This is a genomic window from Phenylobacterium terrae (genome assembly GCF_042681205.1).
Lineage (GTDB): Bacteria > Pseudomonadota > Alphaproteobacteria > Caulobacterales > Caulobacteraceae > Phenylobacterium > Phenylobacterium terrae.
Window position 1 is genome coordinate 1,219,510 of record NZ_JBHUEY010000001.1, and the last position, 26,068, is coordinate 1,245,577.

Annotated in this window: 19 protein-coding genes; 9 read left to right on the forward strand and 10 right to left on the reverse strand. The window is 71.9% G+C overall.

Annotated elements, in window-relative coordinates:
* Positions 1-2 precede the first annotated feature (2 nt).
* Entirely contained in the window at positions 3-641 is a 639-nt protein-coding gene (locus tag ACFSC0_RS06110; protein ID WP_377282515.1) for a 3-oxoacid CoA-transferase subunit B, read from the reverse strand.
* Positions 641-1,354: a CoA transferase subunit A gene (locus tag ACFSC0_RS06115; protein ID WP_377282514.1), complete on the reverse strand. Its 714-nt coding sequence runs from the start codon at positions 1,352-1,354 to the stop codon at positions 641-643. The genes ACFSC0_RS06110 and ACFSC0_RS06115 overlap by 1 nt, the downstream gene beginning before the upstream one ends.
* Positions 1,355-1,488: 134 nt before the next feature.
* On the opposite strand from ACFSC0_RS06115, the gene ACFSC0_RS06120 reads away from it, so the two are divergent.
* Positions 1,489-3,351: a monovalent cation:proton antiporter-2 (CPA2) family protein gene (locus ACFSC0_RS06120; protein WP_377282513.1), complete on the forward strand. Its 1,863-nt coding sequence runs from the start codon at positions 1,489-1,491 to the stop codon at positions 3,349-3,351.
* Between the two features lie 217 nt (positions 3,352-3,568).
* Here ACFSC0_RS06120 and ACFSC0_RS06125 read toward each other — a convergent pair whose 3' ends face one another.
* On the reverse strand, positions 3,569-4,243 hold the full coding sequence (locus ACFSC0_RS06125) for a YiaD family glycine zipper/OmpA-like lipoprotein (protein ID WP_377282512.1): 675 nt from the start codon (positions 4,241-4,243) through the stop codon (positions 3,569-3,571).
* 12 nt (positions 4,244-4,255) lie between these two features.
* Here ACFSC0_RS06125 and ACFSC0_RS06130 point away from each other — a divergent pair, with 12 nt between their 5' ends.
* Together ACFSC0_RS06130 and ACFSC0_RS06135 are read left to right on the forward strand one after the other, a co-directional pair.
* Positions 4,256-5,236, forward strand: coding sequence for an isopenicillin N synthase family dioxygenase (locus tag ACFSC0_RS06130; RefSeq protein ID WP_377282511.1), 981 nt, complete (start codon positions 4,256-4,258; stop codon positions 5,234-5,236).
* A 67-nt stretch (positions 5,237-5,303) separates the two neighbouring features.
* Positions 5,304-7,727 carry an ATP-binding protein gene (locus ACFSC0_RS06135; protein ID WP_377282510.1) on the forward strand — a complete coding sequence of 808 codons (2,424 nt, stop codon included), beginning with the start codon at positions 5,304-5,306 and terminating at the stop codon, positions 7,725-7,727.
* 194 nt (positions 7,728-7,921) lie between these two features.
* Here ACFSC0_RS06135 and ACFSC0_RS06140 read toward each other — a convergent pair whose 3' ends face one another.
* Both ACFSC0_RS06140 and ACFSC0_RS06145 read right to left on the reverse strand, forming a co-directional pair.
* On the reverse strand, positions 7,922-9,676 hold the full coding sequence (locus ACFSC0_RS06140) for a hypothetical protein (protein ID WP_377282509.1): 1,755 nt from the start codon (positions 9,674-9,676) through the stop codon (positions 7,922-7,924).
* 119 nt (positions 9,677-9,795) lie between these two features.
* Positions 9,796-11,607, reverse strand: a complete 1,812-nt coding sequence (locus ACFSC0_RS06145; protein WP_377282508.1) for a M2 family metallopeptidase — start codon at positions 11,605-11,607, stop codon at positions 9,796-9,798.
* 361 nt (positions 11,608-11,968) lie between these two features.
* Between ACFSC0_RS06145 and ACFSC0_RS06150 the strand changes: the two genes are divergently transcribed.
* Positions 11,969-16,999, forward strand: a complete 5,031-nt coding sequence (locus ACFSC0_RS06150; protein WP_377282507.1) for an alpha-2-macroglobulin family protein — start codon at positions 11,969-11,971, stop codon at positions 16,997-16,999.
* A gap of 202 nt (positions 17,000-17,201) precedes the next feature.
* The gene (pbpC, locus tag ACFSC0_RS06155) at positions 17,202-19,205 is read left to right on the forward strand and encodes a penicillin-binding protein 1C (RefSeq protein WP_377282506.1); all 2,004 of its coding nucleotides are present in this window, start codon (positions 17,202-17,204) and stop codon (positions 19,203-19,205) included.
* Positions 19,206-19,308: 103 nt separating this feature from the next.
* Here the strand turns inward: pbpC and ACFSC0_RS06160 are convergent, their stop codons facing one another.
* From ACFSC0_RS06160 to ACFSC0_RS06175, 4 genes are all read right to left on the reverse strand, one after another.
* Positions 19,309-19,935 carry a carbonic anhydrase gene (locus tag ACFSC0_RS06160; protein WP_377282505.1) on the reverse strand — a complete coding sequence of 209 codons (627 nt, stop codon included), beginning with the start codon at positions 19,933-19,935 and terminating at the stop codon, positions 19,309-19,311.
* Between the two features lie 2 nt (positions 19,936-19,937).
* Positions 19,938-20,579, reverse strand: a complete 642-nt coding sequence (gene maiA / locus ACFSC0_RS06165; protein WP_377282504.1) for a maleylacetoacetate isomerase — start codon at positions 20,577-20,579, stop codon at positions 19,938-19,940.
* Complete coding sequence (locus ACFSC0_RS06170; protein WP_377282503.1) at positions 20,579-21,259, reverse strand: fumarylacetoacetate hydrolase family protein; 681 nt, start codon at positions 21,257-21,259, stop codon at positions 20,579-20,581. The genes maiA and ACFSC0_RS06170 overlap by 1 nt, the downstream gene beginning before the upstream one ends.
* A gap of 85 nt (positions 21,260-21,344) precedes the next feature.
* A complete protein-coding gene (locus ACFSC0_RS06175) occupies positions 21,345-22,067 on the reverse strand; it encodes a DUF4142 domain-containing protein (protein WP_377282502.1) in 723 nt (240 codons plus the stop codon).
* Between the two features lie 115 nt (positions 22,068-22,182).
* On the opposite strand from ACFSC0_RS06175, the gene ACFSC0_RS06180 reads away from it, so the two are divergent.
* The gene (locus ACFSC0_RS06180; RefSeq protein ID WP_377282501.1) at positions 22,183-23,391 is read left to right on the forward strand and encodes a CaiB/BaiF CoA transferase family protein; all 1,209 of its coding nucleotides are present in this window, start codon (positions 22,183-22,185) and stop codon (positions 23,389-23,391) included.
* A 42-nt stretch (positions 23,392-23,433) separates the two neighbouring features.
* Here ACFSC0_RS06180 and ACFSC0_RS06185 read toward each other — a convergent pair whose 3' ends face one another.
* The gene (locus tag ACFSC0_RS06185) at positions 23,434-24,840 is read right to left on the reverse strand and encodes an HWE histidine kinase domain-containing protein (RefSeq protein WP_377282500.1); all 1,407 of its coding nucleotides are present in this window, start codon (positions 24,838-24,840) and stop codon (positions 23,434-23,436) included.
* 175 nt (positions 24,841-25,015) lie between these two features.
* On the opposite strand from ACFSC0_RS06185, the gene ACFSC0_RS06190 reads away from it, so the two are divergent.
* From ACFSC0_RS06190 to ACFSC0_RS06200, 3 genes are all read left to right on the forward strand, one after another.
* The gene (locus tag ACFSC0_RS06190; RefSeq protein ID WP_377282499.1) at positions 25,016-25,339 is read left to right on the forward strand and encodes a glycine zipper domain-containing protein; all 324 of its coding nucleotides are present in this window, start codon (positions 25,016-25,018) and stop codon (positions 25,337-25,339) included.
* On the forward strand, positions 25,336-25,713 hold the full coding sequence (locus ACFSC0_RS06195; protein WP_377282498.1) for a hypothetical protein: 378 nt from the start codon (positions 25,336-25,338) through the stop codon (positions 25,711-25,713). The genes ACFSC0_RS06190 and ACFSC0_RS06195 overlap by 4 nt, the downstream gene beginning before the upstream one ends.
* Positions 25,714-25,792: 79 nt before the next feature.
* Positions 25,793-25,963: a DUF1328 domain-containing protein gene (locus ACFSC0_RS06200; protein ID WP_377282497.1), complete on the forward strand. Its 171-nt coding sequence runs from the start codon at positions 25,793-25,795 to the stop codon at positions 25,961-25,963.
* Positions 25,964-26,068 lie beyond the last annotated feature (105 nt).

Here is a 26,068-nt window from a genome sequence, read left to right on the forward strand (position 1 = left end):
GCCTACGCCGCCTCGAACGCCGCCTCGGTCTTGGCCTTGACCTCGTCCAGGGTCACGCCGGGGGCGACTTCGACCAGGCGCAGGGGGCGCTTGCCGCGGGCGACGTCGAAGACCCCGAGGTCGGTGACCACCAGGTCGACCACGCCCTTCCCTGTCAGCGGCAGGGAACAGGCGTTGACCAGCTTGGGCGCGCCGGACTTCTCGGTGTGCTCCATGACCACGACCACGCGCTTGACGCCGGCCACCAGGTCCATGGCCCCGCCCATGCCCTTCACCATCTTGCCCGGCACCATCCAGTTGGCGAGGTCGCCGTTGGCGGCCACCTGCATGGCGCCCAGGATGGAAAGGTCGATGTGGCCGCCGCGGATCATCCCGAAGCTGTCGGCAGAGGAGAAGTAGGCGCTGCTGGGCAGCTCGGTGATGGTCTGCTTGCCGGCGTTGATCAGGTCCGGGTCCGCCTCGCCCTCGTAGGGGAAGGGGCCCATGCCGAGCATCCCGTTCTCGCTCTGCAGCGTCACCTGCATCCCTTGCGGGATGAAGTTGGCGACCAGGGTCGGGATGCCGATCCCGAGGTTCACATAGAAGCCGTCCTGCAGCTCGCGGGCCGCCCGGGCGGCCATCTCGTCACGCGACCAGGCCATCAGGCGCTCTCCTGCTCGCGCGGCCGGGTGGTGACCCGCTCGATGCGCTTTTCATGCACGCCCTGCAGGATGCGGTCGACGAAGATGCCGGGCGTGTGGATGTGGTCGGGGTCGAGCGATCCCACCGGGACCAGCTCCTCCACCTCCGCCACCGTCACCTTGCCGGCCGTGGCCATCATCGGATTGAAGTTCCGGGCGGTCTTCCGATAGACGAGGTTGCCCTCGGCGTCGCCCTTCCAGGCCTTGACGATGGAGAGGTCGGCGGTCAGGCCGCGCTCCATGACGTAGAGCTCCCCGTCGAACTCGCGGACCTCCTTGCCCTCGGCCACCAGGGTGCCGACGCCGGTCTTGGTGAAGAAGGCCGGGATGCCGGCGCCGCCGGCGCGGATGCGCTCGGCCAGCGTGCCCTGCGGATTGAACTCCAGCTCCAGCTCGCCGGAGAGGTAGAGCTGTTCGAACAGCTTGTTCTCGCCCACGTAGCTGGAGATCATCTTCTTGATCTGGCCGCCGGCGAGCAGGATGCCGAGGCCGAAGTCGTCGACCCCGCAGTTGTTCGAGACCACCGTCAGGTCCTTCACGCCGGAGGCGCGGATGGCCGTGATCAGGTTCTCGGGGATGCCGCAGAGGCCGAAGCCCCCGGCCATGATGGTCATGCCGTCGAACAGCAGGCCCTCCAGGGCCTCGGCCGCCGTGGCGCGCGTCTTGGTCACCATGGAGCCGTGTTACGCTGCGTTGCAGCAATTGCAAGGCCGCGGGCGGGCAAATTCGCGTGCGCGGCCCTATCTGCATCGGCGATAGTCCAGCCTGCCGCGCCGGCGGCTGACGGCGAGCGCGCGAAGGAGCATCCTTGGACGGCCAATCCCTCATGACCCAGGCGCTGGTCTACCTCGCCGCCGGGGTGATCGCGGTGCCGATCGCCAAGCGGCTGGGGCTGGGCTCGGTGCTCGGCTACCTGATCGCCGGCGTGCTGGTGGGGCCGTTCGTGCTGGATCTGGTGGGCGAGCCCGGCGACGTGATGCGCGTCGCCGAGTTCGGGGTCGTGATCCTGCTGTTCCTGATCGGGCTGGAGGTGAGGCCGGCGCTGCTATGGCGGCTGAAGACCGCGATCTTCGGCCTGGGCGCCCTGCAGATGGCCGGCTCGGCCGCGCTGCTGGCGGCGGCGGGGCTGGCGCTCGGACTGGACTGGCGCCCGGCGCTGGCGGCCGGGCTGGTGCTGGCCATGTCCTCGACCGCCATCATCCTGCAGACGCTGGAGGAGAAGCGCCTGCGCCAGGGAGCGGTCGGCGAGGCGAGCTTCGGCGTCCTGCTGTTCCAAGACCTGGCGGTGATCCCGCTGTTCGCCTTCCTGCCGCTGCTGGCCACCCTCACGCCGGACGCCCACGGGGCCGAGGCCGGCCACGGCGCCAGCATGATCGGGCACCTGCCCGTGGGCCTGCAGGCGCTGGCGGTGCTGGGCGCGGTGGCGACGGTGTTCGTCGCCGGGCGCTACCTGATCCGGCCGGTGTTCCGCTTCATCGCCGCCTCCAACCTGCGCGAGATCTTCACCGCCTTCGCCCTGCTGCTGGTGATCGCCGTCGCGGCGCTGATGCAGCTGGTGGGCCTGTCGCCCGCGCTCGGCGCCTTCCTGGCCGGGGTGGTGCTGGCCGAGAGCGAGTTTCGGCGCGAGCTGGAAGCCGACATCGAGCCCTTCCGCGGCCTGCTGCTGGGCCTGTTCTTCATCACCGTCGGCGCGGGCCTCGACTTCGCCGTCGTGCTCAGCCAGCCGGCGGCCCTGGCGCTGATCGTCGCCGGGCTGATGGGTCTGAAGGGGCTGGCCATGTTCGGCGCAGCCCGGGCCTTCCGCATGCCGGCCCGCGACGCGGCGACCACCGCCGTCTTCCTGGCCCAGGGCGGCGAGTTCGCCTTCGTGCTGCTCGGCTTCACGGTCGGGGCGGGCGTGCTGCCGGCCGACCTTGCGGGCCTGCTGACCGCCGCCGTCGCCGTCTCCATGGCCCTGACGCCGGTGCTGGTGGCGATCCACGAGCGGATCGTGCTGGCCCGGGTGGTGGCCGCCGAGGCGCCGCCGCCGGAGCGCTTCCCCAGCGAGGACCCGGAGGTGATCGTCGCCGGCTTCGGCCGCTTCGGCCAGATCGCCGCGCGCCTTTTGCTGCTCAACGGCTTCAACGTCGTGACGCTGGATTCCAGCGTCGAACAGATCGACCTGCTGCGGAAGTTCGGCCGCAAGGTCTACTACGGCGACGCCAGCCGCCTCGATCTGCTGCGCTCGGCCGGGGCCGAGAAGGCCAAGCTGCTGATCGTCGCCGTCGACGACCAGGACAAGGCGGTGCAGATCGTCGAGACCGCCCGCGACGCCTTCCCGGGCCTGACCATCCTGGCGCGGGCCTGGGACCGCCGGCACGCCTACGAGCTGGTGCGGGGCGGCGCCGACGACGTAGAGCGCGAGACCTTCGAGGGGGGCTTGGCGGTCGGCCGCCGCGCCCTGCTGCGGCTGGGCTTTTCGGAGCGGCGGGCGGCGCGCGCCGCCAGCCTCTTCCGCGACCAGGACCTGGCCCTGTTCAACCGCCTCGCCCCCGCCTGGACCGACAGCGAGCGCTACATCCTGGAGACCCGCGACCAGCGCGAGACCATGGACCGCCTGCTCCGCGCCGAGATGGACCGGATGCGGCGCGAGGAGGACGGCGAGGACGAACGGCCCGAGGTGATGGCCTGACTCAGCTCCTCTCCCCCGCGGCGAAGCCCGAGGGAAGAGGATTGAGGAGAGGGGTGGAGCGGCCTCTAAGCCTCCCGGGCGGTCGCACCGTCGGTCTCAGCGCCGGCGCCGCGGAGTGACTCGACCAATCATCCGGAGCCGCTCAACCCCATGAGCCGCCCTCTCCCTACCCTCCCCTCGCGCTTCGCGTCGGGGGAGGGGAGGGACTCTCGCCGCCTCAGCCCCGGAACGGCCGCAGCACGATCTCCACCCGGCGGTTCTGCGCGCGGCCGGCCTCGGTCTCGTTGGAGGCGATCGGATAGCGCTCGCCCTGGCCGTCGACATAGAGGCGGTCGGGCAGGATGCGGCCGCGGTTGACCAGGAAGTCGGCGACCGAGCTGGCGCGACGGCGGGACAGGTCGAGGTTGTAGTCGTCGGCGCCGACGGAATCGGCGTGGCCGATCACGTCCACCAGCGTGGAGGGATACTGGTTCAGCACCCGCGCGACGTCGTCGAGGACGGGCACGAACTGCGGCTTGATCTCGGTCCGGTTGAAGTCGAACGTCACGTCGCCGGGCATGTCGAGATGGATGTTGTCCCCGTCCCGGCGGATGCGCACGTCGGTGCCGGCCAGCTCCCGGCGAAGCTCGGCCTGCTGGCGGTCCATGTAGGTCCCGACGCCCGCCCCGGCCAGCGCGCCGACCCCGGCGCCGATCAGCGCGTTGGTGCGGCCTTCTTCACTCTTGTTGGTGTTCGTCAGGTAGCCGAGAAGGGCGCCGGCTCCGGCCCCGACGAGGGCGCCCGTGCGCGTGTTGCTGCGGACGGTTTCGCCGGTGTAGGGGTCGACGGTGGTGCAGGCGGCCAGGGCCGCCGCAGCCGCAAGGCAGGGCGCGAGGCTGGTCCAGTGACGCATGAATCTACTCCGGTGGATGTCCCTCCGGCCGCCAACGCTTACAGTCAAGGTTCGGTTCCGGCGCCGGCCGGCATCCAGCCTGTTTCCTTCGCCCGTTTCGGGTCCGACTTCGACGCCTTCGCGGGCGACCTCGGCCGCTCGTTCGAGCGCTACGGCTTCGCGGTCGTCACCGACCACGGGCTGCCGCAGGAGAAGATCGAGGCCGCGCTCGCCGCCGCCAAGGCCTTCTTCGCCCTGCCGGAGGAGGTGAAGCGCCGCTATGTGACGGGCCAGGGTTTCCAGCGCGGCTACACCCCGTTCGGCGTCGAGACGGCCAAGGGCGCGGCCCACCACGACCTGAAGGAGTTCTGGCACGTCGGCCGCGAGCTGCCGCCCGGCCACCGCTACCGCGAGCTGATGCCGGACAATGTCTGGCCGGCCGAGGTCCCCGAGTTCCGCGCCGCCGTCGGCTGGCTCTACGAGGCGCTCGACGCCATGGGCCGGCGGCTGCTGGAGGCCATCGCCGCCCACCTGTCGTTGGAGCGCGGCTTCTTCGGGCCCACCGTCAGCGACGGCAACTCCATCCTGCGCCTGCTGCACTACCCGCCGGTCCCGTTCGACGGGCCGCACATCCGGGCCGGCGCGCACGAGGACATCAACGTCATCACCCTGCTGCTGGGCGCGGAGGAGGCCGGGCTGGAGGTGCTGGACCGCGACGGCCGCTGGCTGCCGATCAACCCGGCGCCCGGCTCGCTGGTGGTCAACATCGGCGACATGCTGCAGCGGCTGACCAACCACGTGCTGCCCTCGACCACCCACCGGGTGGTCAACCCGCCGCCGGAGCGGCGCGGCGTGCCGCGCTACTCCACGCCCTTCTTCCTGCACTTCAATCCGGACTACCGGATCGAGACCCTGCCCGGCTGCATCGAGCCGGAGCGGCTGAACCGCTACCCCGAGCCGATCACCGCCGAGGCCTTCCTGCAGCAACGGCTGCGCGAGATCCGCCTACTCTGAGTAGAAGGCCAACTTATCCTTAACGCGCGTCAGCCATGCTCCCCCGCAAAGTACGGGGGGAGAGGCGATGCCGGACAGCGTCAACGCGGGCCCGCGCGATCTCGAGCGGCTGGCGGCCCTCGAGAAACTCGATCTCGAAAGCCTGCGGCCGAAGCTCGCCCGCATCGCCCGGCTGGCCCGGCGGCAGGCGGGGACCGTGGGCGGCGACGTCGTCATCGCCGGCGCAGAGCGCACCTGGCACTCCGGCGTCACCGGCGCGCCCAAACACTTCCTGCCGACCGCCCAGTCCATCTCCACCGCGGCCCTGGAGCGCGACGAGGTGATGTGGATCGAGGACTGCCGGGCCGACCCCCGCTACCGCGAGCACCCCTTCGTCGCGGGACCGCCGTACACCCGCTTCTACGCCTGCGCGCCGATCACCCTGGCCAGCGGGGAGCGGATCGGGGCGGTGGTCGTCGCCGACACCGAGCCTCGCGCCTACGACGCGGCGGTGGTCGAGAACCTGACGGACCTGGCCGCCCTCGCCGCCGACGAGTGCGGCCGCTACGTCACCGAGAAGAACCTCGCCCGGGCCGCCTCCCACGCCGAGCGGATCGCCGCCGGCTTCGTCGCCGCCGCGCCCGTCGCCATGTGCATGACCGACCGGGACCTGACGATCATCCAGGCCAGCCCCCGATGGCGCATGCAGCAGAGCGCCGATGCGGTCGTCGGCCGCCACCTGTTCGAGGCCTTCCCCGACACCCGCCGCTGGGCCGGCGTCTACCAGCGCTGCCTGACGGGGAAGTCCGAGCACCACGACCGGCTCAAGATCCAGGCGCCGGACGGCTCGACGCGCTGGGTGCGGGTCGAGGTCAATCCGTGGCGCAACGGCGATGACGAGGTCGGCGGCCTGTTGATCATGAGCGTCGACGTCACCCGCATGGGCGAGGCGCTGGAGGAGTCCCAACGCTCGGAGGAGCGGCTCAAGCTCGCCCTCGAGATCGGCGAACTGCGCATGTGGGAGATGGACTACATGCGCCGCCAGCTCAGCGCCGCGGGCGACGAGCAGGTGACGCCCTCGACCACCTACGAGGACCTCAGCCGCGACATCTGGCGCTCGGTCCACCCGCAGCACCGCGACGAGGCGATCGCCGCCTGGGAGCGGCACGTCCGCCACGGCGAGCCCTTCCGGCAGGTCTACAAGATGATGCAGCCGGATGGACCCCATCAGTGGGTCTACTCGGCCGTCGAGGCGATCAAGGACGCAGACGGCAAGGTGATCCGCACGGTCGGCGTGCTGCGCAACATCGACAAGCAGAAGCGCGCCGAGCTGGAGCTCGTGAAGGCCAAGGAGGCCGCCGAGGCCGCCAACAAGGCCAAGAGCGAGTTCCTGGCCAACATGAGCCATGAGATCCGCACGCCGCTGAACGGGGTGATGGGCATCGCCGGCGCCCTGGCCCGCACCCCGCTTTCGCCGCGGCAGGCGGAGATGGTGGGCATCATCGAGACGTCGGCCCGCACCCTGGAGGCGCTGCTCAGCGACATCCTGGACCTGGCGCGGATCGAGGCCGGGCGGCTGGAGCTGAAGTCCGAGCCCTTCGACCTGGGCGCCTCGGTGGCCGCCTGCGCGGCGCTGTTCGAGGCCTCGGCCGAGGCCAAGGGGCTGGGGTTCGAGACCACGGTCGCGCCCGGCGCCGGGGGCTGGCGCCTCGGCGACGCCACGCGGCTGCGGCAGATCCTCTCGAACCTGCTGGGCAACGCGGTGAAGTTCACCGGCGCGGGCAAGGTCGCCCTGCAGGTCCGCGAGGCGGAAGGATGCTTGGTCTTCGAGGTCTCCGATACCGGCATCGGCTTCGACGAGGAGACGGCCTCGCGCCTGTTCGCCAGGTTCCAGCAGGCGGACGGCTCGATCACCCGCAAGTTCGGCGGCACCGGCCTGGGCCTGGCCATCTCCCGCTCGCTCGCCGAAGCGATGGGCGGGACGCTGGAGGGCCGGGCCGAACCCGGCCGCGGGGCGACCTTCACCCTGACGCTGCCGCTGCCGCCCTGCGACCCGGCCGAGACGCGGCCGGCCCGGGGCGATGCGCCCGGCGACGCGCTCGGCGCCATGCGCGTGCTGCTGGCCGAGGACCATCCGACCAACCGCCGCGTCGTCGAGCTGATCCTCGGGGCGGCGGGCGTGGACCTGACCTGCGTCGAGAACGGCGCCGAAGCGGTGCGGGCCGCCGCCGACGCCCGGTTCGACCTGGTGCTGATGGACATGCAGATGCCGGTGATGGACGGCCTGACCGCCATCCGCGAGATCCGCGCCCTGGAGCGCGAGGCGGGCCGCCGGCCGGCGCCGATCTACACCCTGACCGCCAACGCCATGCCCGAGCACGCCCTGGCCTCCACCGAGGCCGGCGCCGACGGCCATGTGACCAAGCCGGTCACGGCCGACGCCCTGCTCGCCTGCGTCCAGTCCGTGTGGGCCGCGCAAGGGGCCGAACCCGGGCCGGGCCTGCGCGCCTGACGCCGGGACCGCCCCACGGCCGGCGCCTGCACAGCTGCGCTCCCTGACCCGGTCGTCCCGGCGGAGGCCGGGATCCAGAATGGCGGGCTCAGACGCGGGCTCCTCGCGCGCAGCGCCTTTCCAGCCCATGCCGCGCCTTTGGATCTGGGTCCCGGCCTTCGCCCGGATGAGCGGATCGGAGGAGGCGGGGCGCCTCAGTGCGCGATGCGCATCTGGCTGATCTGGCCGGCGATCTTCTGGAACACCGGGCCGAGATCGGAGGTCTTGGAAACGTCGAAGTAGAGCGTCTGGCCGCGCAGCTTCGAGGCGCAGTTCGACAGCTTCTCCTGCGAGTTCGCCGAGGCGACGACGCCGATCGTGTAGATGATGATCCCCTTCGCCTTGATCGCGTCGCACAGCTCGATCAGGCGCTCGTCCATCGCCTCCTGGCGGTCGCCGGTGTTGCTGGTGTCCAGCCCCTTCAGGATCCGCTGCCAAGTGAAGCCGTAACCGCCGTAGTAGCTCTCGTTGTAGGTGTTGTACGCTTGGTTGGGGCTGGGTATCAGGTTGGTGTTGTCACCATCCGTCATCAGGATGATGAACTTCTTCGTCTCCTGCGAGTCGTAGTCGGCGCCGTCGCCGTAGGGGCCCACGTTGGCCGGCGAGAGGGTGTGCCAGCCCCAGACGAGGCCGATCGGAATGTGCGTCTGCCCGATCGCGTTCATCTTGCCGATGGCGGTCTTCACGGTCTCGGCGTTGGTCGTCAGCCGGATGAGCGGCTGAAGCTCGCAGCCGGCGTTCGGGCCGAAGTTATAGGGGCCGCCGAATCCGGACCCCAGAGAGAAGGTGTTGCCCTTCCGGTTCGCGTGCCAGCGGCTGTTCGTGTACTTCGCGGTTCGCTTCTGCTCGGTTCGATACTGGTTCTTGTTACTGGCGCCGGTGTCGATGTCCCGCAGGTAGTCGTTCGTCGAGGTGTGCGACGCCGCGTCCACGTGGTCCGGCCAGAAGTAGGGCACGAACCGGGACTTCCAGTTGTTGTCGCTCCCGGCTTCCGAGATGTCGTAGTCCTCGTGGCGGGACTCCACGCAGCCCTTCCAGTCCTCGCCAATGGCCTTCATCAGGGCGAACCGGTCGGCGGCGCAGTCGAACAGGTTGTAGGCGCCGCCGTTGTTGCCGTTGGTGTTCCCGCCGCAGCTGTTGCCGCCCATGCTGCGCGCCACCGGGTCGATGAAGTCCGGCACGCCCGAGGCCGTCGGATTGTTGGGATTGTAGCTGTCCAGGTCGACGCTCTCGACCACCCGGACGGTGTTGGAGAACGGCACCAGCGAGATCTTCACATCGCCCGTCTCGTGGCCGATGGCCGCCAGCGAATCGACCAGCTTGGCCGCCTCGGTCTTCAGGATGGAGATCCGCGTCGGGTTCTCCTGGTTCATCGAACCGGTGTTGTCGAGCACGAGGGCGACCTCGATCTTGTCGACCGCCCGGACCACGGTGGTGCTGGCCCCGATCGGCCGCGAGGTGAAGCACCAGGGATCGGTGCTGTGCACCTTGCACCAGGTGACCGGCACCCAGGGCTTGACCTTGGCCGAGCCGACGATCCGCTCGCCGTCCTCGTCCTCGACCAGCACGAAGCTGGCTTCCAGCAGCTGGACGTTCTCGGCGCCGCCGACGAGCTCGAGGTTGGCCCGCAGGGCGCGCTCGCCCATCGCCGCCAGCTCCGCCTCGTCGGTGATCCTGGAGCGGGCCACGAACAGGGTCGCCGCATCCAGCGAGTCCTGCAGCTTGGCGTGCTGGCCGACGGCGATGAACAGATTGGTGCCGACGAACACCATCGGGATCAGCACCATGATCGCCACGAGGGCGAAGATCAGGCCGGCGCCGCCGCTCTGGTCGCGGCGAAGGCGCGCCAGCGTCCCGCCGATGGCGCGCGGCCACGAGAGCGCCCGTTGCGACTTGCCTTCGACGTCCACAGCCCAGCCCTATCCTAGGTTTACCCGAGGACAGGGTGGCCAAAAATGCTGAACAAACTCGCGGCGATCAGAGTTAACGGCGGCGCGACAAAACGCGCCGCCGCTCGGTCAGCGCGGCCTCACCAGCCGCATTTCTCGCCGCGGTTCTGCTGCGTCAGCCAAGCGTCCAGCGGCTTGAAGTAGTCCGCCACCGCGCTGGCGTCGGTGCGCCGCTCGCCGGTGAAGGCTTCCAGCGCCTCGGGCCACGGGCGCGACTGGCCCATCTCCATCATCGCGTTGAACTTCTGGCCCACCGCCTTCTGGTCGTAGACCGAGCAGCGGTGCAGCGGCCCCTTCCAGCCGGCCTGCTTGCACGCCGCCCGGTGGAACTGGAACTGGTAGATGTGGGCCAGGAAGTAGCGCGTGTACGGCGTGTTCCCCGGCACATGGTACTTCGCGCCCGGGTCGAACGCGTCGGCCGGGCGCGGGCCCGGCGGGACGATGCCCTGGTACTGGGTGCGCAGCTTCCACCAGGCGTCGTTGTACTGGTCCGGCCCGACCTGCCCGGCGAACACCTGCCAGCGCCACTTGTCGACCAGCAGGCCGAACGGCAGGAAGGCGATCTTGTCCAGCGCCATGTCCAGCAGGAACGGGATGTCCTGGTCGGCCGCCGGCGGCTTGTCGAGCAGGTCGATCTGCTGGAGGTAGGTCGGGGTCAGGGCCGACAGGCCGGCGAAGTCGCCGATCGCCTCGTGGAAGCCGTCGTTGGCCCCGCCCTTGAACAGGTAGGGCTGATCCTTGTAGGCGCGCTGATAGTAGTTGTGCCCGAGTTCGTGGTGGACGGTGACGAAGTCCTCCGCGTTCACCTTGGTGCACATCTTGATGCGGATGTCGTCGCGCCCGTCGATGTTCCAGGCGCTGGCGTGGCAGACCACCTCGCGGTCCTGCGGCCGGGTGATCATCGACCGCTCCCAGAAGGTCTGCGGCAGGGGCGCGATGCCCAGCGAGGAGTAGAAGTTCTCGCCGGTCTTCACCATCCGCAGCGGATCGTAGCCCTTGGCGACCAGCAGGTCGGTGACGCTGTAGCTCTCGGAGGCGGTCTTCGGGGCGACGATGTCGTAGATGTTCCCCCACTGCTGGGCCCACATGTTGCCCAACAGGTCCGCGCGGATCGGGCCGGTGCGCGGCTGCACTGCATCGCCGTACTTCTCGTTCAGCCGGGCCCGCACGTAGCAGTGTAGGTTCCTGTAGAAGGGCTCGACCTGGCCCCACAGCCGGTCCGTCTCGGCGGCGAAGGCGTCGGGGTCCATGTCGTAGTTGGAGCGCCAGAGCGCGCCGGTGTCGGCGAAGCCCAGCTCCTTGGAGCCCTCGTTGGCCAGGGAGACGAGCTTGGCGTAGTCGCTGCGCATCACCGGAGAGACGGTGCGCCAGCCTTCCCACACCGCCTTGGTCACCGCCGGATCGCGGCTCTCGCGCAGGATGTCCTCGGCGTCGTTCAGGGTGATCTGCTTGCCGCCGTGCTGGAACTTGCCGGTCGAGTAGACGGAGTCCAGCTTGGCCTCGAGGGTGGCCAGCTCGCCCGCCGCGCCCGGACGGTTCGGCGCCGGCAGGGTGAGGAACAGCTTGAGCAGCTTCAGCTTGCGGGCGGTGACCGGGTCGGTCTGCACGCCGTTGAACCGGGCCGCCTCCATGGCCAGGCGCGTCGCCAGCTCTTTCTGCTCGCCGCTCGCCTTGGCGTCGAGCCACTGGGTGTCCTCGGTGATGTAGGTCGCCCGCACCCAGGAGGACTTGTTGACGTAGAGGCTCAGGGCCTCCAGCTCCTTCTCGGCCTTGTCAACGAAGGCCTTGGCCTCGGCCGCGGTGGGCCGGGCCGGCGCCTGGGCCGAGCTGGCCCCGCCGATCGAGAGGCTGAGGGCGGCGACCGCGGCGGCGGCGAGCAGCGTCTTCTTCATGGGTCGGGCGTCGCGTCCTTGAATGCGTCGGGAAGGCGTCTCTCTCGCGACGCCGGCTGGCGCGCAGCAATCCCGACCACAGCCACGCCCGTCAAGGGTGAATTCTTCCCGGATATCGCGGGTTTCGGGGAAGCGTTCGGCGCGAGAGCTCACCCCCCTCCGCTCACTCCCGGCGAATGCCGGGTCCCAGAGTGGCGAACGCTGAGGCGGGTTCCACAAGCGCGGCGGCCATCCAGCCGCCGCTAACGCCTCGGATCTGGGTCCCGGCATTCGCCGGGATGAGCGGTGAGAGGGCGCGCCCGTTGACGCCGAACAGGCTTTACCGTCCCATCTCAATCGAGGGTCGAGCGGGGAGGGGCTGATGTCGAGCGACGAGTCCGGAGCATCCGGCGCGCCCTGGTGGCGCCGCATCCTCGCGCGCCGGCTGCCGGCGGTCTGGGCCGTGGGTCTGGTCGCCGCGGCCTTCGGCGGCGGGGCGCTGACGGCCACCGCGCTCGACGGCGTCCTGCCCGGCCGCGCCCCCGCTGCCGTGGCGGGCGAGCCAGCCGGCGAGGGCTGGAGCCTGTTCGGCAAGCCGCGGGCGAAGGACGCGCGCCGGTCCGGCCCGGCCAAGCCCGAGGGCTTCGCGGTCTGGCGCTCGCGCATCGATAGTTCCGGGCCCGACCCCAGGGCCTGCATCGAGATGAGCCGGGCGCTGGACCCGGCCAAATCCTACGGCGACTTCGTGCTGGTCTCGCCGGAGCTGCCAACCAAGCCGGCTGTGCAGGTGAAGGGCTCTGAGCTGTGCGTGGCGGGCATCGGCTTCACCGACCGCACCGTCACCCTGCTGAAGGGCCTGCCCGCCCGGGGCGGAGAGACGCTGGCGCAGAACGCCGAGGTGCCCTTCACCTTCGGCGAGAAGCCGCCCTTTGTGGGCTTCGCCGGCGAGGGCGTGATCCTGCCGCGCGAGGAGGCCGACGGCATCGGCATCGAGACGGTGAACGTCCAGCGCCTGTCCATCGAGGTCTGGCGCGTGGTCGACCGCAACCTGGTGCGCAAGTCCATCTCCGCGCCCGAGCCCACCGCCGAGGGCGAGTACGCCAGCGACTGGGGCGACGACAGCCCGCAGGGCGAGGGCCGTCTGGTCTGGAAGGGCGAGGTGGCGGTGAACGGCGTCTCCGGCGAGCGCGTCACCACCGTCTTCCCGCTCGGCGCGGTGCTGAAGGAGATGAAGCCGGGCGGCTACGTCATCAAGGCCAAGGACGCCTCCGGCGGCCGCGGCCTGGCCGCCGATCCGGACAGCGAGGACGACTACGACCCCAACCCGCCGGCCCAGGCGCGGCGCTGGGTGATGTTCACCGACATGGCGCTGTCGGCCTACGACGGCTCGGAGGCGCTGGACGTGGTGGTCCGCTCCCTGAAGACCGCCAAGACCCTGCCGAACCTGCGCGTCACCCTGGTCGCGGCCAACGGCGAGGAGCTGGGCGAGGGCAAGACCGACGGCTCCGGCCGGGTCCGCTTCGACCGCCCGCTGCTGGAGGGCGAGGACGCGGCCAAGGCCAAGATGGTGATGGCCTACGGGCCTCAGGGCGACCTGGCGGTGCTCGACCTCGACCGTCCGCCGGCCGACCTCTCCCGGCAGGGCATCGGCGGGCGGACCGACACCACCGCCGGGCGCACGGCCGCCGGCCTGGTGGACGGCTATCTCTATTCGGACCGCGGCATCTACCGGCCGGGCGAGACGGTGCACGTCAACGCCCTGCTGCGCGACCGCGAGGCGCGGGCGGTGAAGGACCGCAGAGGCTACATCGTCGTGCGCCGGCCCTCGGGCGTCGAGCTGGTCCGCTACGGCTTCAAGGACACGCCGATGGGCTACGCCGGGGCCGACATCGCCCTGCCCCGCAGCGCCCCGCGCGGCGTCTGGAAGGTGGCGCTCGAGATCGAGGGCATGGCCGAGCCGGCCGGCGAGATGAGCTTCAACGTCGAGGACTTCGCGCCCCAGCGCCTGGCGGTCACCGCCACCGGCCGCGAGGCGGTCCCGATGGCCCCGGGCGAGACCCGGCCCGTCGAGGTGCTGGCCCGCTTCCTCTACGGCGCGGTGGGCTCGGGCCTGACCACCCAGGGCGAGGCCCGCCTGCGGGTCGATCCCAACCCGTTCCCGCAGCACGAGGGCTACCAGTGGGGCGACCAGCGCGACCCCTTCAAGGAGCGGCTGCTGGAGCTGGGCGAGACCGTCACCGACGGCGACGGCCGGGCGGTGATCCAGGTGAACGCCGGCGCCGAGAACGACACCGCCCAGCCGCTGGAAGCCGAGTTCGTGGCCTCGGTGTTCGAGCCGGGCGGCCGGCCGGTGCGCGAGGGGCTGAAGCTGAAGGTCCGCAACCGCCCGGTCTATCTCGGGGTGAAGGTCGACCTCGGCGAGACGTCCGGGCGCAGCGATCCCCTGGTCAACATGGACGTCATCGCCGTCGACCCCGCCGGGCGGCGGGTCGTGGCGCAGGCGGTCAACTACCGCCTGATCAGCGAGACCTGGAACTACGACTGGTTCCAGCAGGACGGCCGCTGGCAGTGGCGCCGGACGAGCCGGGACGTGGTGGTGGCCGCAGGCCCCATGAACGTCGCCGCCGGCGCGCCGGCCCGCATCTCCCGCCGGCTCGGATGGGGCGACTACCGGCTGGAGCTGACCGGACCGGAAGGCGCTTCCACCGTCATCCGTTTCGCCTCCGGCTGGGGCGCGCCGGCCAAGGACGTGGAGGCGCCGGACGTGGTCCGGGTCAGCGCCGGCTCGCGCGAGTACGCCCAGGGCGACACCGTCGAGATCACCTTCAAGGCCCCCTACGCGGGCGAGGCCCAGATCGCCGTCGCCACCGACCGGCTGATCGACTTCCAGACCGTCCCGGTCAGCGAGGACGGCCGCACCGTCAAGCTGAAGACCAGCGCCGCCTGGGGCGGCGGGGCCTACGTCCTGGTCAGCGTGATCCAGCCGCGCGACCCGGTCGCATCGCCCAAGCCCAGGCGGGCGCTGGGCCTGGTCTACGTCCCCCTCGACCCGAAGAGCCGCAAGCTCGCCGTCGACATCGGCACGCCGGCCAAGATGCACGCCAAGCAGGAGCTGGAGGTGCCGCTGACCATCAAGGGCGCCGGCTTCCGCGGCAAGGCGCGGGTGACCGTGGCCGCCGTGGACGAGGGCATCCTGCGGATCACCCGCTTCGAGAGCCCCGATCCCGCCAAGTGGTACTTCGGCAAGCAGGCCCTCAGCCTCGACTACCGCGACGACTACGGCCGGCTGCTCGACCCGAACCTGGGCGCGCCGGCCAACGTCAACTTCGGCGCCGACGGCGTCGGCGGCGAGGGGCTGACCGCCACCCCGATCCGCACCGTCGCCCTCTGGTCGGGACTGGTGGAGACCGGTCCGGGCGGCAAGGCGACCGTCCGGCTGCCGGCCCCGGACTACAATGGCGAGCTTCGGCTGATGGTGGTCGCCTGGACCGACGAGGCCGTCGGCGCGGCGTCCAAGCCGCTGGTCTCCCGCGAGCCGGTGGTGGCCGAGCTCGCCCTGCCCAGGTTCATGGCGCCTGGCGACCAGGCCTTCGCCACCCTCGAGCTGCACAACCTCGAGGGCAGGCCCGGCGACTACACCGCCGAGGTCGTCTCCCAGGGCGGGCTGATGGCCCAGTTCCGCAAGCTGTTCCGGCTGGTGCTCGGCCAGCGCGAGGCCGAACGGATCCCCTTCGACGCCCCGCGCCGGGCCGGCGTCGGCAAGGTCGGCTTCAAGGTGGCCGGCCCGGACTTCCAGACGGCCCGGGACTATCCCCTGCAGACCCGCCTCGGCTGGGGCCCGATCACCCGCACGACCGTGAGCCTGCAGAAGCCCGGCGAGGCGTTCACCCCCTCGTCCGCCCTGCTCTCGGGGCTGGCCGCCGGGGACGTCACCCTGACGGTCAGCTACTCGCCGTTCCGCGGCTTCGACCCGGCGCCCATCGCCCAGTCGCTGTCGCGCTACCCCTACGGCTGCACCGAGCAGCTGGTCTCGGCCGCCTATCCGCTGCTCTACGCCGGACAGCTCTCGGCCGACCCGAAGGTAAGGCGCGCGACGCCGGCCCTGAACCAGGCCGTCGGCCGGGTGCTGGACCGCCAGTCGATGGACGGCGCCTTCGGCCTGTGGCGGGTCGGCGATGCGGAGGCCGACGCCTGGCTCGGCGCCTACACCACCGACTTCCTGATCGAGGCCAACCGTTTGGGCGCGCCGGTGCCCAAAGCCGCGCTCGACCGGGCGCTCTCCGCCATGCGGCAGATCTCCCGGCCGGAGGGCTGGGCGTCGGTCTCCTACCGCCTGGAGTACCCCGAGTGGTGGGCCGGCTCGCCGGCGGCCTCGCGCGAGGCGACCTCGGCGCTGCGCCGGCGGGCCTCGGCCTACGCCCTCTACGTCCTGGCCAAGGGCGGTCAGGGCGACCTCGCCCGCCTGCGGTGGTGGCACGACGTGCAGATGAAGTCCGAGCCCGCGCCGCTGGCCAAGGCCCAGGTCGCGGCCGGCCTGGCTCTGATGGGCGACCGGGCCCGGGCCCGCTCCGGCTTCCGCGCGGCGGTCCGCTCGCTCGGCTACCGCGAGGAGAGCGACTGGTACCAGAGCCCCCTGCGCGACGTCGCCGCGGTGATCGCGCTGGCCTACGAGGCCGGCGAGACCGACATCGCCCGCAGCCTGCAGGGCCGGCTGGAGAACGCAGTGAAAGACCCGGATCTGCTCAACACCCAGGAGCAGGCCCGCCTGCTGCAGGCCGCCCACCACATGCTGCGGGCCGCCGGCCAGATCCGCATCGAGGCGAACGGCGCGACCCCGCTGCAGGCGGCCGGCGGCTCGCCCCGCTGGTCGGTGGGGCGGCTGGCGGACGCCCGGTTCGTCAACGCCGGCTCCGGCGCGCTCTGGCGCACCGTGACGGTGCGCGGCACGCCGATCGACGCGCCGATGGCGGGCGGCACGGGGCTGACGGTCTCCAAGCAGGTGCTGACCCTGTCCGGCGATCCGGCCGATGCCGGCGCCCTGCGCCAGGGCGACCGGGTGATCGTGCTGATCAAGGGCCGCTCGGCCCAGTCGCGGACCACCGCCCTGGTGGTCGACGATCCCCTGCCGGCCGGCTTCGAGATCGAGGCGGTGCTGGGGGCGGACGACGCCCAGAACGGGCCCTTCCGCTTCCTCGGCGAGCTCAGCTACGCCGACGTGCAGGAGGCCCGCGACGACCGCTACGTCGCCGCCATGGACCTGCCGGGCGGCGAGACCTTCGCTGTGGCCTACCTCGCGAGAGCCGTGACCCCCGGCGACTTCCTCCTCCCGGGCGTCGAGGCCCGCGACATGTACCGCCCGACCCTGGCCGCCCGCACCGCCGCGCGCCGGACGACCATCGCCCCGGGGGGATAGGGTGAGGTGGCCGCGAACGCCTCTCTTCCCCCCTTGGGGGAGGGGGACCACGAAGTGGTGGAGGGGGCTCGCCGCCGCCATAGCCTCAGGAGACTCAGCGCCCGCCGCAGGCCCCCTCCACCGCCTTCGGCGGTCCCCCTCGCCCAGAGGGGGAGGAGAAGGGTGGCGCACACTCCGCCGCGTCCCCAAGCCGGCCTGGGCGGTGATCGCCGCCCTGGTCGCCGTCGCCGCCCTCGACGCCGTCTTCCCGCCGAACCTCACCCGCGCCGAGCAGGCCTCCGCGGTCGTGCTCGACCGCAAGGGCGCGTGGCTCCGCGCGCTGCCGGTGGAGAGCGGGCGATGGCGCCTGCGGGCCGACCTGGAGCGGACGGACCGGCGGTTCGTCGAGCGGCTGGTGGCCATCGAGGACGCCCGCTTCTGGCTGCATCCGGGCGTCGATCCGCTGGCGGTCGCCCGTGCGGCGGCCCAGGCGGCGCTGAGCGGCCGGATCGACAGCGGCGCCTCGACCCTGACCATGCAGACGGCGCGGCTGCTGGAGCCTCGGCCCCGCACCCTGGCCTCGAAGCTGATCGAGATGGTCCGCGCCGTGCAGCTGGAGGCGAGGTTCTCCAAGCGCGAGATCCTGGCGATGTATCTCACCCTGGCTCCCTACGGCGGCAACCTGGAGGGGGTGCGGGCGGCCAGCCTGTCCTACTTCGGCCACGAGCCGGAGAGCCTGACCGACGCCGAGCAGGCCCTGCTGATCGCCCTGCCCCAGGCGCCCGAGGCCCGCCGCCCCGACCGCCGGCCCGAGGCGGCGCGCTACGCCCGCCGGGCCGTACTCGACAAGATGATCCGTACACGGCGCATCACCGAGACCGCCGCCGCAGAGGCCGAGGCCGAGCCCCTGCCGGGCCGCGCCCCGTTCCCGGCGCTGGCCTGGCACGCGGCCGGCGAGTTGGCCCGCGGCGCCGACCGGCGCGAGGCGAGCGTCGTCTCGACCCTCGACGCCGCGCTGCAGGCCCGGCTCGAGCCGCTCGCCGCCGCGACCGCAAGGTCTCAGGGCCCGGAGACCAGCGTCGCCATCCTCGTGGTGGAGGTGAAGGGCCGGGCGGTGCGCGCCGCGGTCGGCTCGTCGGGCCTCTCCGGCCCCGGCGGCTGGATCGACATGACGCGGGCCCGCCGTTCCCCCGGCTCGGCGCTGAAGCCCTTCATCTACGCCTTCGCCTTCGAGGACGGGATCGCCGCTCCCGACACCCAGATCGAGGACGCCGCCCGCCGCTTCGCCGACTACGCGCCGGAGAACTTCGACCGGGTGTTCCACGACAAGGTCAGCGTCCGCGAAGCGCTGGCCCAGTCCCTCAACATGCCGGCCGTCGCCACCCTGGAGAAGGTCGGCGCCTCGGCCTTCGAGGCGAGGCTGGCCGGCGCCGGGGTCGACCTCGTCCGCCCGCGGGCCGACAGCCGCGGGGCGGGCCTGGCCATCGCGCTGGGCGGGGTGGGGATCAGCCTGCGGGACCTCGCCGTCCTCTACGCCGCCCTCGCCGACGACGGCGTCGCCAAGCCGCTGGCCTGGACCGAGGACGAGGCGAAGCGGCGCCGCAGGGAACGCGGTCGACGGCTGGTCGCCGAGGACGCCGCGGTCCAGGTGCTGGACATCCTGCGCGAGACCCCGCCGCCGCAGGGGTTCAGCCCCGCCGCCCTGACCCGCGGCCGGCCCGCCATGGCCTACAAGACCGGCACCTCCTACGGCTTCCGCGACGCGCTGGCGGCCGGCGTGGTCGGCGGGCACGTGATCATCGTCTGGACCGGCCGGGCGGACGGCGGCGCCCGCGGGGGCCTGACCGGCCGCGACGCGGCCCTGCCGCTGCTGTTCGGCGTCGCCGACCTGATCCACGCACCGCCGGCGGCGCCCCGGCCGATCGCCCCCAGCTCCGCGCCCCAGGCGCTGGCCGAATTGAAGCCCGTCGTCGACGGGCCGCGGCTGATCTTCCCGCCCGACAACGCCCAGGTGCAGGTGGACGCGTTCGGCCCCGCGGCCCGGGGCCTCGCCCTCGCCGCCGGCGGCGAGGACCTCAGCTGGTACGTCGAAGGCCGGCCGCTCGCGCCCGACCCGATCAGCGGCCGCGTGATCTGGCGCCCCGCCGGTCCGGGGTTCTACCGCGTCACCGTCGTCGACGCGCAGGGCCGGGCCGCCGAAGCGCGCGTGCGGGTGAAGGGCGGGTGAGCCCCGCGATCGGGTTGCGGCGCCGGCGCCGCTACCTGTCACGCTGTGCGAGGTGACAGCTAGCGCCTAGCGGCGCAACCGGTCACCGGCCAGCTCAGCGTTCCTAAAGCCGCGGCTTGACCTCGAGGCGCTCGACGTCGGCGGCGCTGGCGACGGTGACGTCCATGTCTGTCACCAGGCCGTTGGAGATCGAATAGACCCAGCCGTGGACGCTGAGCTTCTGCCCGCGGGCCCAGGCGTCCTGGACGAAGACGTCGGAGCCGACGTTCTTCACCTGCCGGATGACGTTGAGTTCGCAGAGCCGGTCGTGCTTCTCCCGCTCGGGCAGGGCCTCGAGCTGCGTCTTCGCCGTCCCGTAGACCTCACGGATCGGATGCAGCCAGTGGTCCACCAGCCCGCGGCGCTGTCCGTCGATGGCCGCCGCGACGCCCCCGCAGCCGTAGTGGCCGACCACCAGGATGTGCTCCACCTTGAGCACTTCGACCGCAAACTGCAGCACGGACAGGTAGTTGGCGTCCTGCGGCGGGGCGAGGTTGGCGACGTTGCGGTGCACGAACAGCTCGCCGGGATCCATGCCGACGATCTCATTGGCCGGCACCCGGCTGTCGGCGCAGCCGATCCACAGGTATTTGGGGCTCTGCTGGGCCTCAAGGCGCTTGAAGAAGCCAGGGTCGGCCGAGACCTTGCGCTCGGCCCAGCGGCGATTGTTGTCCTTCAGGTCGTCGAGCATCTCTAAAGCACCGCATCAGGCTGACGGTCGGGATGGGCGGCGGCGAAGGCCGGCAGCGCGGCCGCCCGGTCGGCCGCCGCCACGATCGCGGGATAGGCGGAGATATCCACCTCGTATCGCCTGGCGGAATAGACCTGGGGCACGAGGCAGCAGTCGGCCAAGGTCGGCGTCTCTCCGAAGGCGAAGCCGCGCCCGTGCTCGGCCACCATCGGCTCCAACGCATCGAAACCGTCGGCGATCCAGCGGTGGATCCAGGCCATCCAGGCCGCCTGCTCCACGCCCAGCTCCTTGTTCAGGTAGCGGCCGACGCGGGTGTTGTTCAGCGGGTGGATGTCGCAGGCGATGATCAGGGCCATCGTCCGCACGATCTGGCGATCCAGCGGATCCTTGGGCAGCAGCGGCGGTTCGGGCCGGGTCTCCTCCAGCCACTCGAGGATCGCCAGGCTCTGGATCAGCACCAGCTCGCCGATGTCCAGCGCCGGGGTCAGCCCCTGGGGATTGACCGCCTTGTAGGCCGGCTCGCGCTGCTGGCCCTTGATCAGGTCCACGGGGACGTAGTCGTAATCGACGCCCTTCAGGGCCAGCCCGATGCGGACGCGGTAGGGCGCCGTCGCGCGCCAGGCGCTGTGCAGCGTGTAGACCATCAGGTGATCTCGAAACTGAGGGCCGCGACGCCCTCGACGTCGCACTCGACCCTATCGCCGCGGACCAGCGGGCCAACGCCCTCCGGCGTTCCCGTGAAGATCAGGTCGCCCGGCTCCAGCCGCCACAGCTTGGAGGCCTCGGAGACGATCTCGGCGACGTTCCAGATCATGTCGGCGACGGTCGCGTCCTGGCGGATGTGGCCGTTGACGGCGAGGCGGATCCGCCCCTGCGGCGCCGGGCCGGACCAGCGGCGGATGGCCGAGATGGGGGCCGAGGCGTCGAAGCCCTTGGCCGCCTCCCAGGGCTCGCCGCGCTTCTTGGCGCCGGCCTGCAGGTCGCGGCGGGTGAGATCGACGCCGACGCCGTAGCCGAACACCAGCTCCAGCGCCCGATCCACCGGAACATCCTGGCCCGCCTGGCCGATGGCGGCGACCAGCTCCACCTCGTGGTGCAGGTCGGACGTCTGGCTCGGGTACGGGACCGGCCCGCCCGGCGGGACGACGGCGTCGGCCGGCTTGGAGAAGAAGAACGGCGGGCTGCGGTCGTCGGCGGCGCCGCCCATCTCCACCCGGTGGGCCTGATAGTTGCGGCCGACGCAGTAGATGCGGCGCACGGGGAACAGGCCCTCGCCTTCGACCGGGACGGCGGCGACGGGAAGCTCGAAGATCAGGCTGGCCATGGCCGCTGCCTAGCCCGCGCGGGCCGGGGCGCCAAGGCCCGGCCGCCACCGTCTACGCATCGGCGACACGCGCGCCCTGACGGGATCACTTGGGGGCGGGCGCAGGCCCCGCCTTCGGCGGCGGGGTCGCCGGCGTGGCCGGAGCCGCAGCCGGCGCCGGCCCCGGCGCCGGTTGGACGGCTGCGGCCGGCGGGCTTCCGGGGGCGGGGGCGGCGGCGCTGGGCGCCGAGATGGTGCGGTCGCGCAGCTGCCGGACCTGGTCCAGGTGGCGCTGGATCACCGGGGCGGTGGCCGCGGCGAAGGCCTTCAGCGCGGGCGCCTCGCCGTTCTGGGCGTAGCGCTGGTGCAGCGTCAGGGCCTGCTCGTGGGCCTGCACCTGCTGGGTCAGCCAGACGGCGTCGAAGTCGGTCGGCGTGGCCGCGTTCAGGGCCTCGACCTGGGCCTGGCGGTCGGGCGGCAGCGCGGCCGGGATCGCCAGGTTCTGCCCCGACTGGGAGACGGCGGCCTTCAGGTCCTCCGCCGACTTGGCGTGTTCGGCGGCGAGCATCTTGGCCAGCGCCTTGACCTCGTCGTTCTGCGAGCGGCCCTCGGCGATGCGGGCGGCCTCGATCTCGTAGAGGTCGGCGACCCCGGCGGTGGCCACATAGTCGGCGGCGGGCATCGACGCCGGAGCGGCGGCGGCGGCCGGCTCGGGCGCCGGCGCTTCGGCGGCGGGGGCGCCGGCGTCCTGCTCGCGCGGCTGCGGCCCGCAGGCGGCGAGACCCAGCAGCAGGACGGCGCTGGCGACCGGAAGGCGGAGTTGGCGCATCGATAGGGGCTCCAGATTGACAAGCCGTGGCCCGGCAGGCTCCAGCTTGCGCCGCGCGCGGGCTGAGAACTCAAGCTCCGCCTACCCTGTTCCACGCTGTTTCCTCAAGGACGCCATGACCGATTCCGCCGCCGAGGGGCCGCTTTCCGGCCTGCGGGTCATCGAGATGGGCACGCTGATCGCCGGCCCGTTCTGCGGACAGATCCTCGGCGACTTCGGGGCCGAGGTGATCAAGCTGGAGGATCCGAAGAGCGGCGATCCGATGCGCCAGTGGGGCCGCAGCCTGCCCCAGGGCCTCTCGCCGTGGTGGCCGGTGATCGGGCGCAACAAGAAGTCGGTCACCGTCGACCTGCGCAAAGCCGAAGGCCAGGCGCTGGCCCGAACCCTGATCGGCAAGGCCGACGTGGTGGTCGAGAACTTCCGGCCCGGCACCTTCGAGAAATGGGGCCTCTCGTACGAGAGCCTCGCCGCGGAGAACCCCCGCCTGGTGATGGCCAGGGTCTCCGGCTTCGGCCAGACCGGCCCCTATTCGCAGCGGGCCGGCTACGGCCTGATCGGCGAGGCGATGGGGGGCCTGCGGCACGTCACCGGCGAGCCCGACCGCCCGCCGGCCCGGGCCGGCATCTCTATCGGCGACTCGCTGGCCGCCATGCACGCGGTCATGGGGATCATGATGGCCCTGCACGCCCGCGAGCGGACCGGACGCGGCCAGGTGATCGACGCGGCCCTCTACGAGAGCGTGCTGGCGGTGATGGAGAACCTGGTCACCGAGTACGACCTCACCGGCTACGTGCGCGAGCGCTCCGGCTCCATCCTGCCCGGCATCGCGCCGTCCAACGTCTATCCCTGCGCCGGCGGCGAGATGATCCTGATCGGCGGCAACGGGGACACCGTCTTCGCCCGCCTGGCCGAGGCGATGGGCCGGCCGGAGCTGGCGACGGACGAGCGCTACGCCACCCACGCCGCTCGCGGGGCCCGCCAGGGCGAGCTCGACGCGCTCATCGCCGACTGGACCTCGCAACGGACGCTGACCGACCTGCTCGCCCTGCTGGAGGCCAAGGGCGTGCCCTGCGGGCGGATCTATCGCGCCCCGGACATGCTGGAAGACCCGCAGTTCCAGGCCCGCGAGGCGATCGTGACGACCGACCACCCGGTGTTCGGGCCGATCAAGATGCAGAACGCCTTCCCCAAGCTCTCGGCGACCCCCGGCCGCGTCCGCTGGCCCGGCCCCGCCCTCGGCGAGCACACCGAGGCGGTGTTGCGCGAGGTGGCGGGGATGAGCCCGGCCGAGATCGAGGCGCTGCGGGCGAAGGCGGTGATCTGATTAAAGACTCTCCCCCCGCCGCGCGGCGGGAGAGGTCTTTCGCTACGCCGCCCGCCGGAGCAGCTGAGCCACCGCGGAGGCGACCTGGGTGACGTCGTACGGCTTGCGGATGATCGGGGCTTCGAAGCCGGAGGGGGCGCCGCCGGCTTCGCCGTAGCCGGTGGCGAAGACGAAGGGCACGCCGCGGGCGGCCAGCACCTCGGCCACCGGGGTGACCGAGCGGCCGTTGAGGTTGGCGTCCAGAACGGCGGCGTCGATGTGGCGGTCGAGCAGGGCCATGGCCTCCTCGAGTTCATAAGCGGGGCCGATCACCTCGGCGCCGGCTTCCGACAGGCCGGTCTCCAGCTCCAGCGCCAGCAGCACCGCGTCCTCGACGATCAGCACCCGCGAGCCGGTCAGGTCGGCCGGCCCGGAGGCCGCGGCCGCGGCTTCGGGCGCGCGGGCCGCCGGCGCCTCCGGCACGGTCTCGGGCCGGGCCACCACGGCGGCCGGGCCGGCGCGAAGCTGCACCCGCACGCCGGTGGGCCGGTACTCGACGCGGCTCTCGCCGTTCAGCTCGCGGCCGGTCACCTGCTCCAGCAGGGTGGAGCCGAAGCCGCGGTGGGTCGGCGCGCGGACCATCGGCCCGCCGCTCTCGGTCCAGGTCAGCTCGAAGCCGCCGTCAGGCTGGCGCGTCCAGCGCACCTCGACCCGGCCGCGCTCGGTCGAGAGGGCGCCGTACTTCAGGGCGTTGGTGGCCAGCTCGTGCAGGGCCAGCGACAGGGCGTTGGCGGCGCGCGGGGTGAGGAACAGCTCCGGCCCTTCCCAGCGGGTCTGGCCGGGGGCGATCCCGCCGAGCTCGGCGGCGCAGAGGTGATCGACCGCCGCGCCCCGCCAGCGCGCGGCGGTCAGGAGCTCGTTGGCCGAGCCCATGGACTTCAGCCGGCCGGCGAAGGTGGTCAGGAAAGAATCCAGGCTGCTGGTGCGCTTGGCGGTCTGGAAGGCCAGCGCCTGGACGGCGGCCAGCACGTTCTTCACCCGATGGTCCAGCTCGGCCATCAGGGTGTGGCGCTGCTCCTCCTCGAGCCGGCGCTCGGTGACGTCCTGCACGACGCCGATGATGCAGTCCCCGCCGGGGTCGGCGACAACCGCCGCAAGCCGCACCCAGCGCAGCCCGCCGCGCGGGTCGTTACGGCGGTATTCGAAGTCGCACGGCGTGCGGCCGCCGAGGCAGGCCTGCAGCTCTCGGCGCACCAGCTCCCGGTCGTCCTCGTGGGCGGTGCGGAAGAGCACCTCGCCGCCGTCGGCCGTGACTTCGCCCGGCGGCAGCCCGGCGATGGCCGCCATCCGCGCCGACACCATCAGCACGTCACGCCGGCGGTCCCACTCGAACTCGCCGAGACCGGCGACGTGCAGGGCGAGTTCCAGCTGCTCGCGATCGAGGGTCTGGCCGGGCTTGGCTTGATCCATCCGGGCAACATAGGGAAACGCCGCCGCCGATGCGACAGGAACGATGCAAGGCGAACCTGCGTTTGGACCCGGAATGCTCCGCCGGGTTGCGCCCGCGCGGAACCGGTTTAGCTTGTCCACGTTTGAGGAGCGCCTCACGCCCGCGCGAGGAGCCCCCTTAACCTGGAGAAGCACCATGGCCGCGAACGTCGAAGCCGCTGAAGACACCGACACCACCGCGACCTCCGGGTCCGCCGCCGGCGCCAACGCCAACGGGCTCGCCACGGTCGAGCGCTCGTTCAACGAAGCGGCGAAGAAGTTCGAGAGGACGGTGCAGGACAGCCTCGAGACCCTGCGCGCCCAGAGCCGCGCCTACGCCGACACGGCCGGGCAGCAGCTCGACGAAGCCCAGCGCTATGTCGTCGAGCGGGTGAAGGAGAAGCCGCTGGCGTCCACCGGCATCGCCGTGGGCGTGGGCGTGATCCTGGGCCTGCTGCTGGCCGGCGGCCGTCGCCGTTGATCCGACGCATCCTTTCAGCGGCCGTCGCCGTCGCCCTGACGGCGGCGACGGTGATGACGGCCGTCGTCGCCTCCGCCTTCGCCCTCTATGCCCTGCTGGAAGGTCCGCTCGGCCGGCCCGGGGCCGCGGCCGTTGTCGCGGCCATCGCTGCGCTGATCGCCGCCGTCACGGCGCTGATCGCCCTGCGCAAGGCCGAGCCCAAGGCCGTCGAGGAACAGGGGCCGGCCGACCGCATCATCGGCCTGGCCCGCGAGAAGCCGATCCTGGCCGCCGCGGCCGCAGTGGCCGCCGGCGTGGTCGCCCTGCGCAATCCCAAGATCGTCGCGGCGATCGTCAGCGCCTTCGTGGCCGGCAAGACCGCCGGCAAGTCGTAACCCGGAACAGCGGCCCCTTACGAGCGTTGCCTTAGACGCGGGACCTTCCCCGCGAGACACGCCCGTAAGGAGAGCTCAAATGCTTGGTTGGGCCTTGACCTTTCTGGTGGTCGCCCTGATCGCCGGCCTTCTCGGCTTTACGAACATCGCCGGCGCCTCGATGGCGATCGCCCAGATCCTGTTCTTCATCTTCCTGGTGCTTTTCCTGGCGTCCCTGGTCATGCACTTCATGCGAGGCCGGTCGTTGTAGCCACCCGGACGTTCCAACCCCGTCATCGCCGGCGTCATGCCGGCCGCCCATCCTGATGAGGCGGCTCCCCCGCTGCGGGCCGGGTCGCCGGGACAGGCCCGGCGA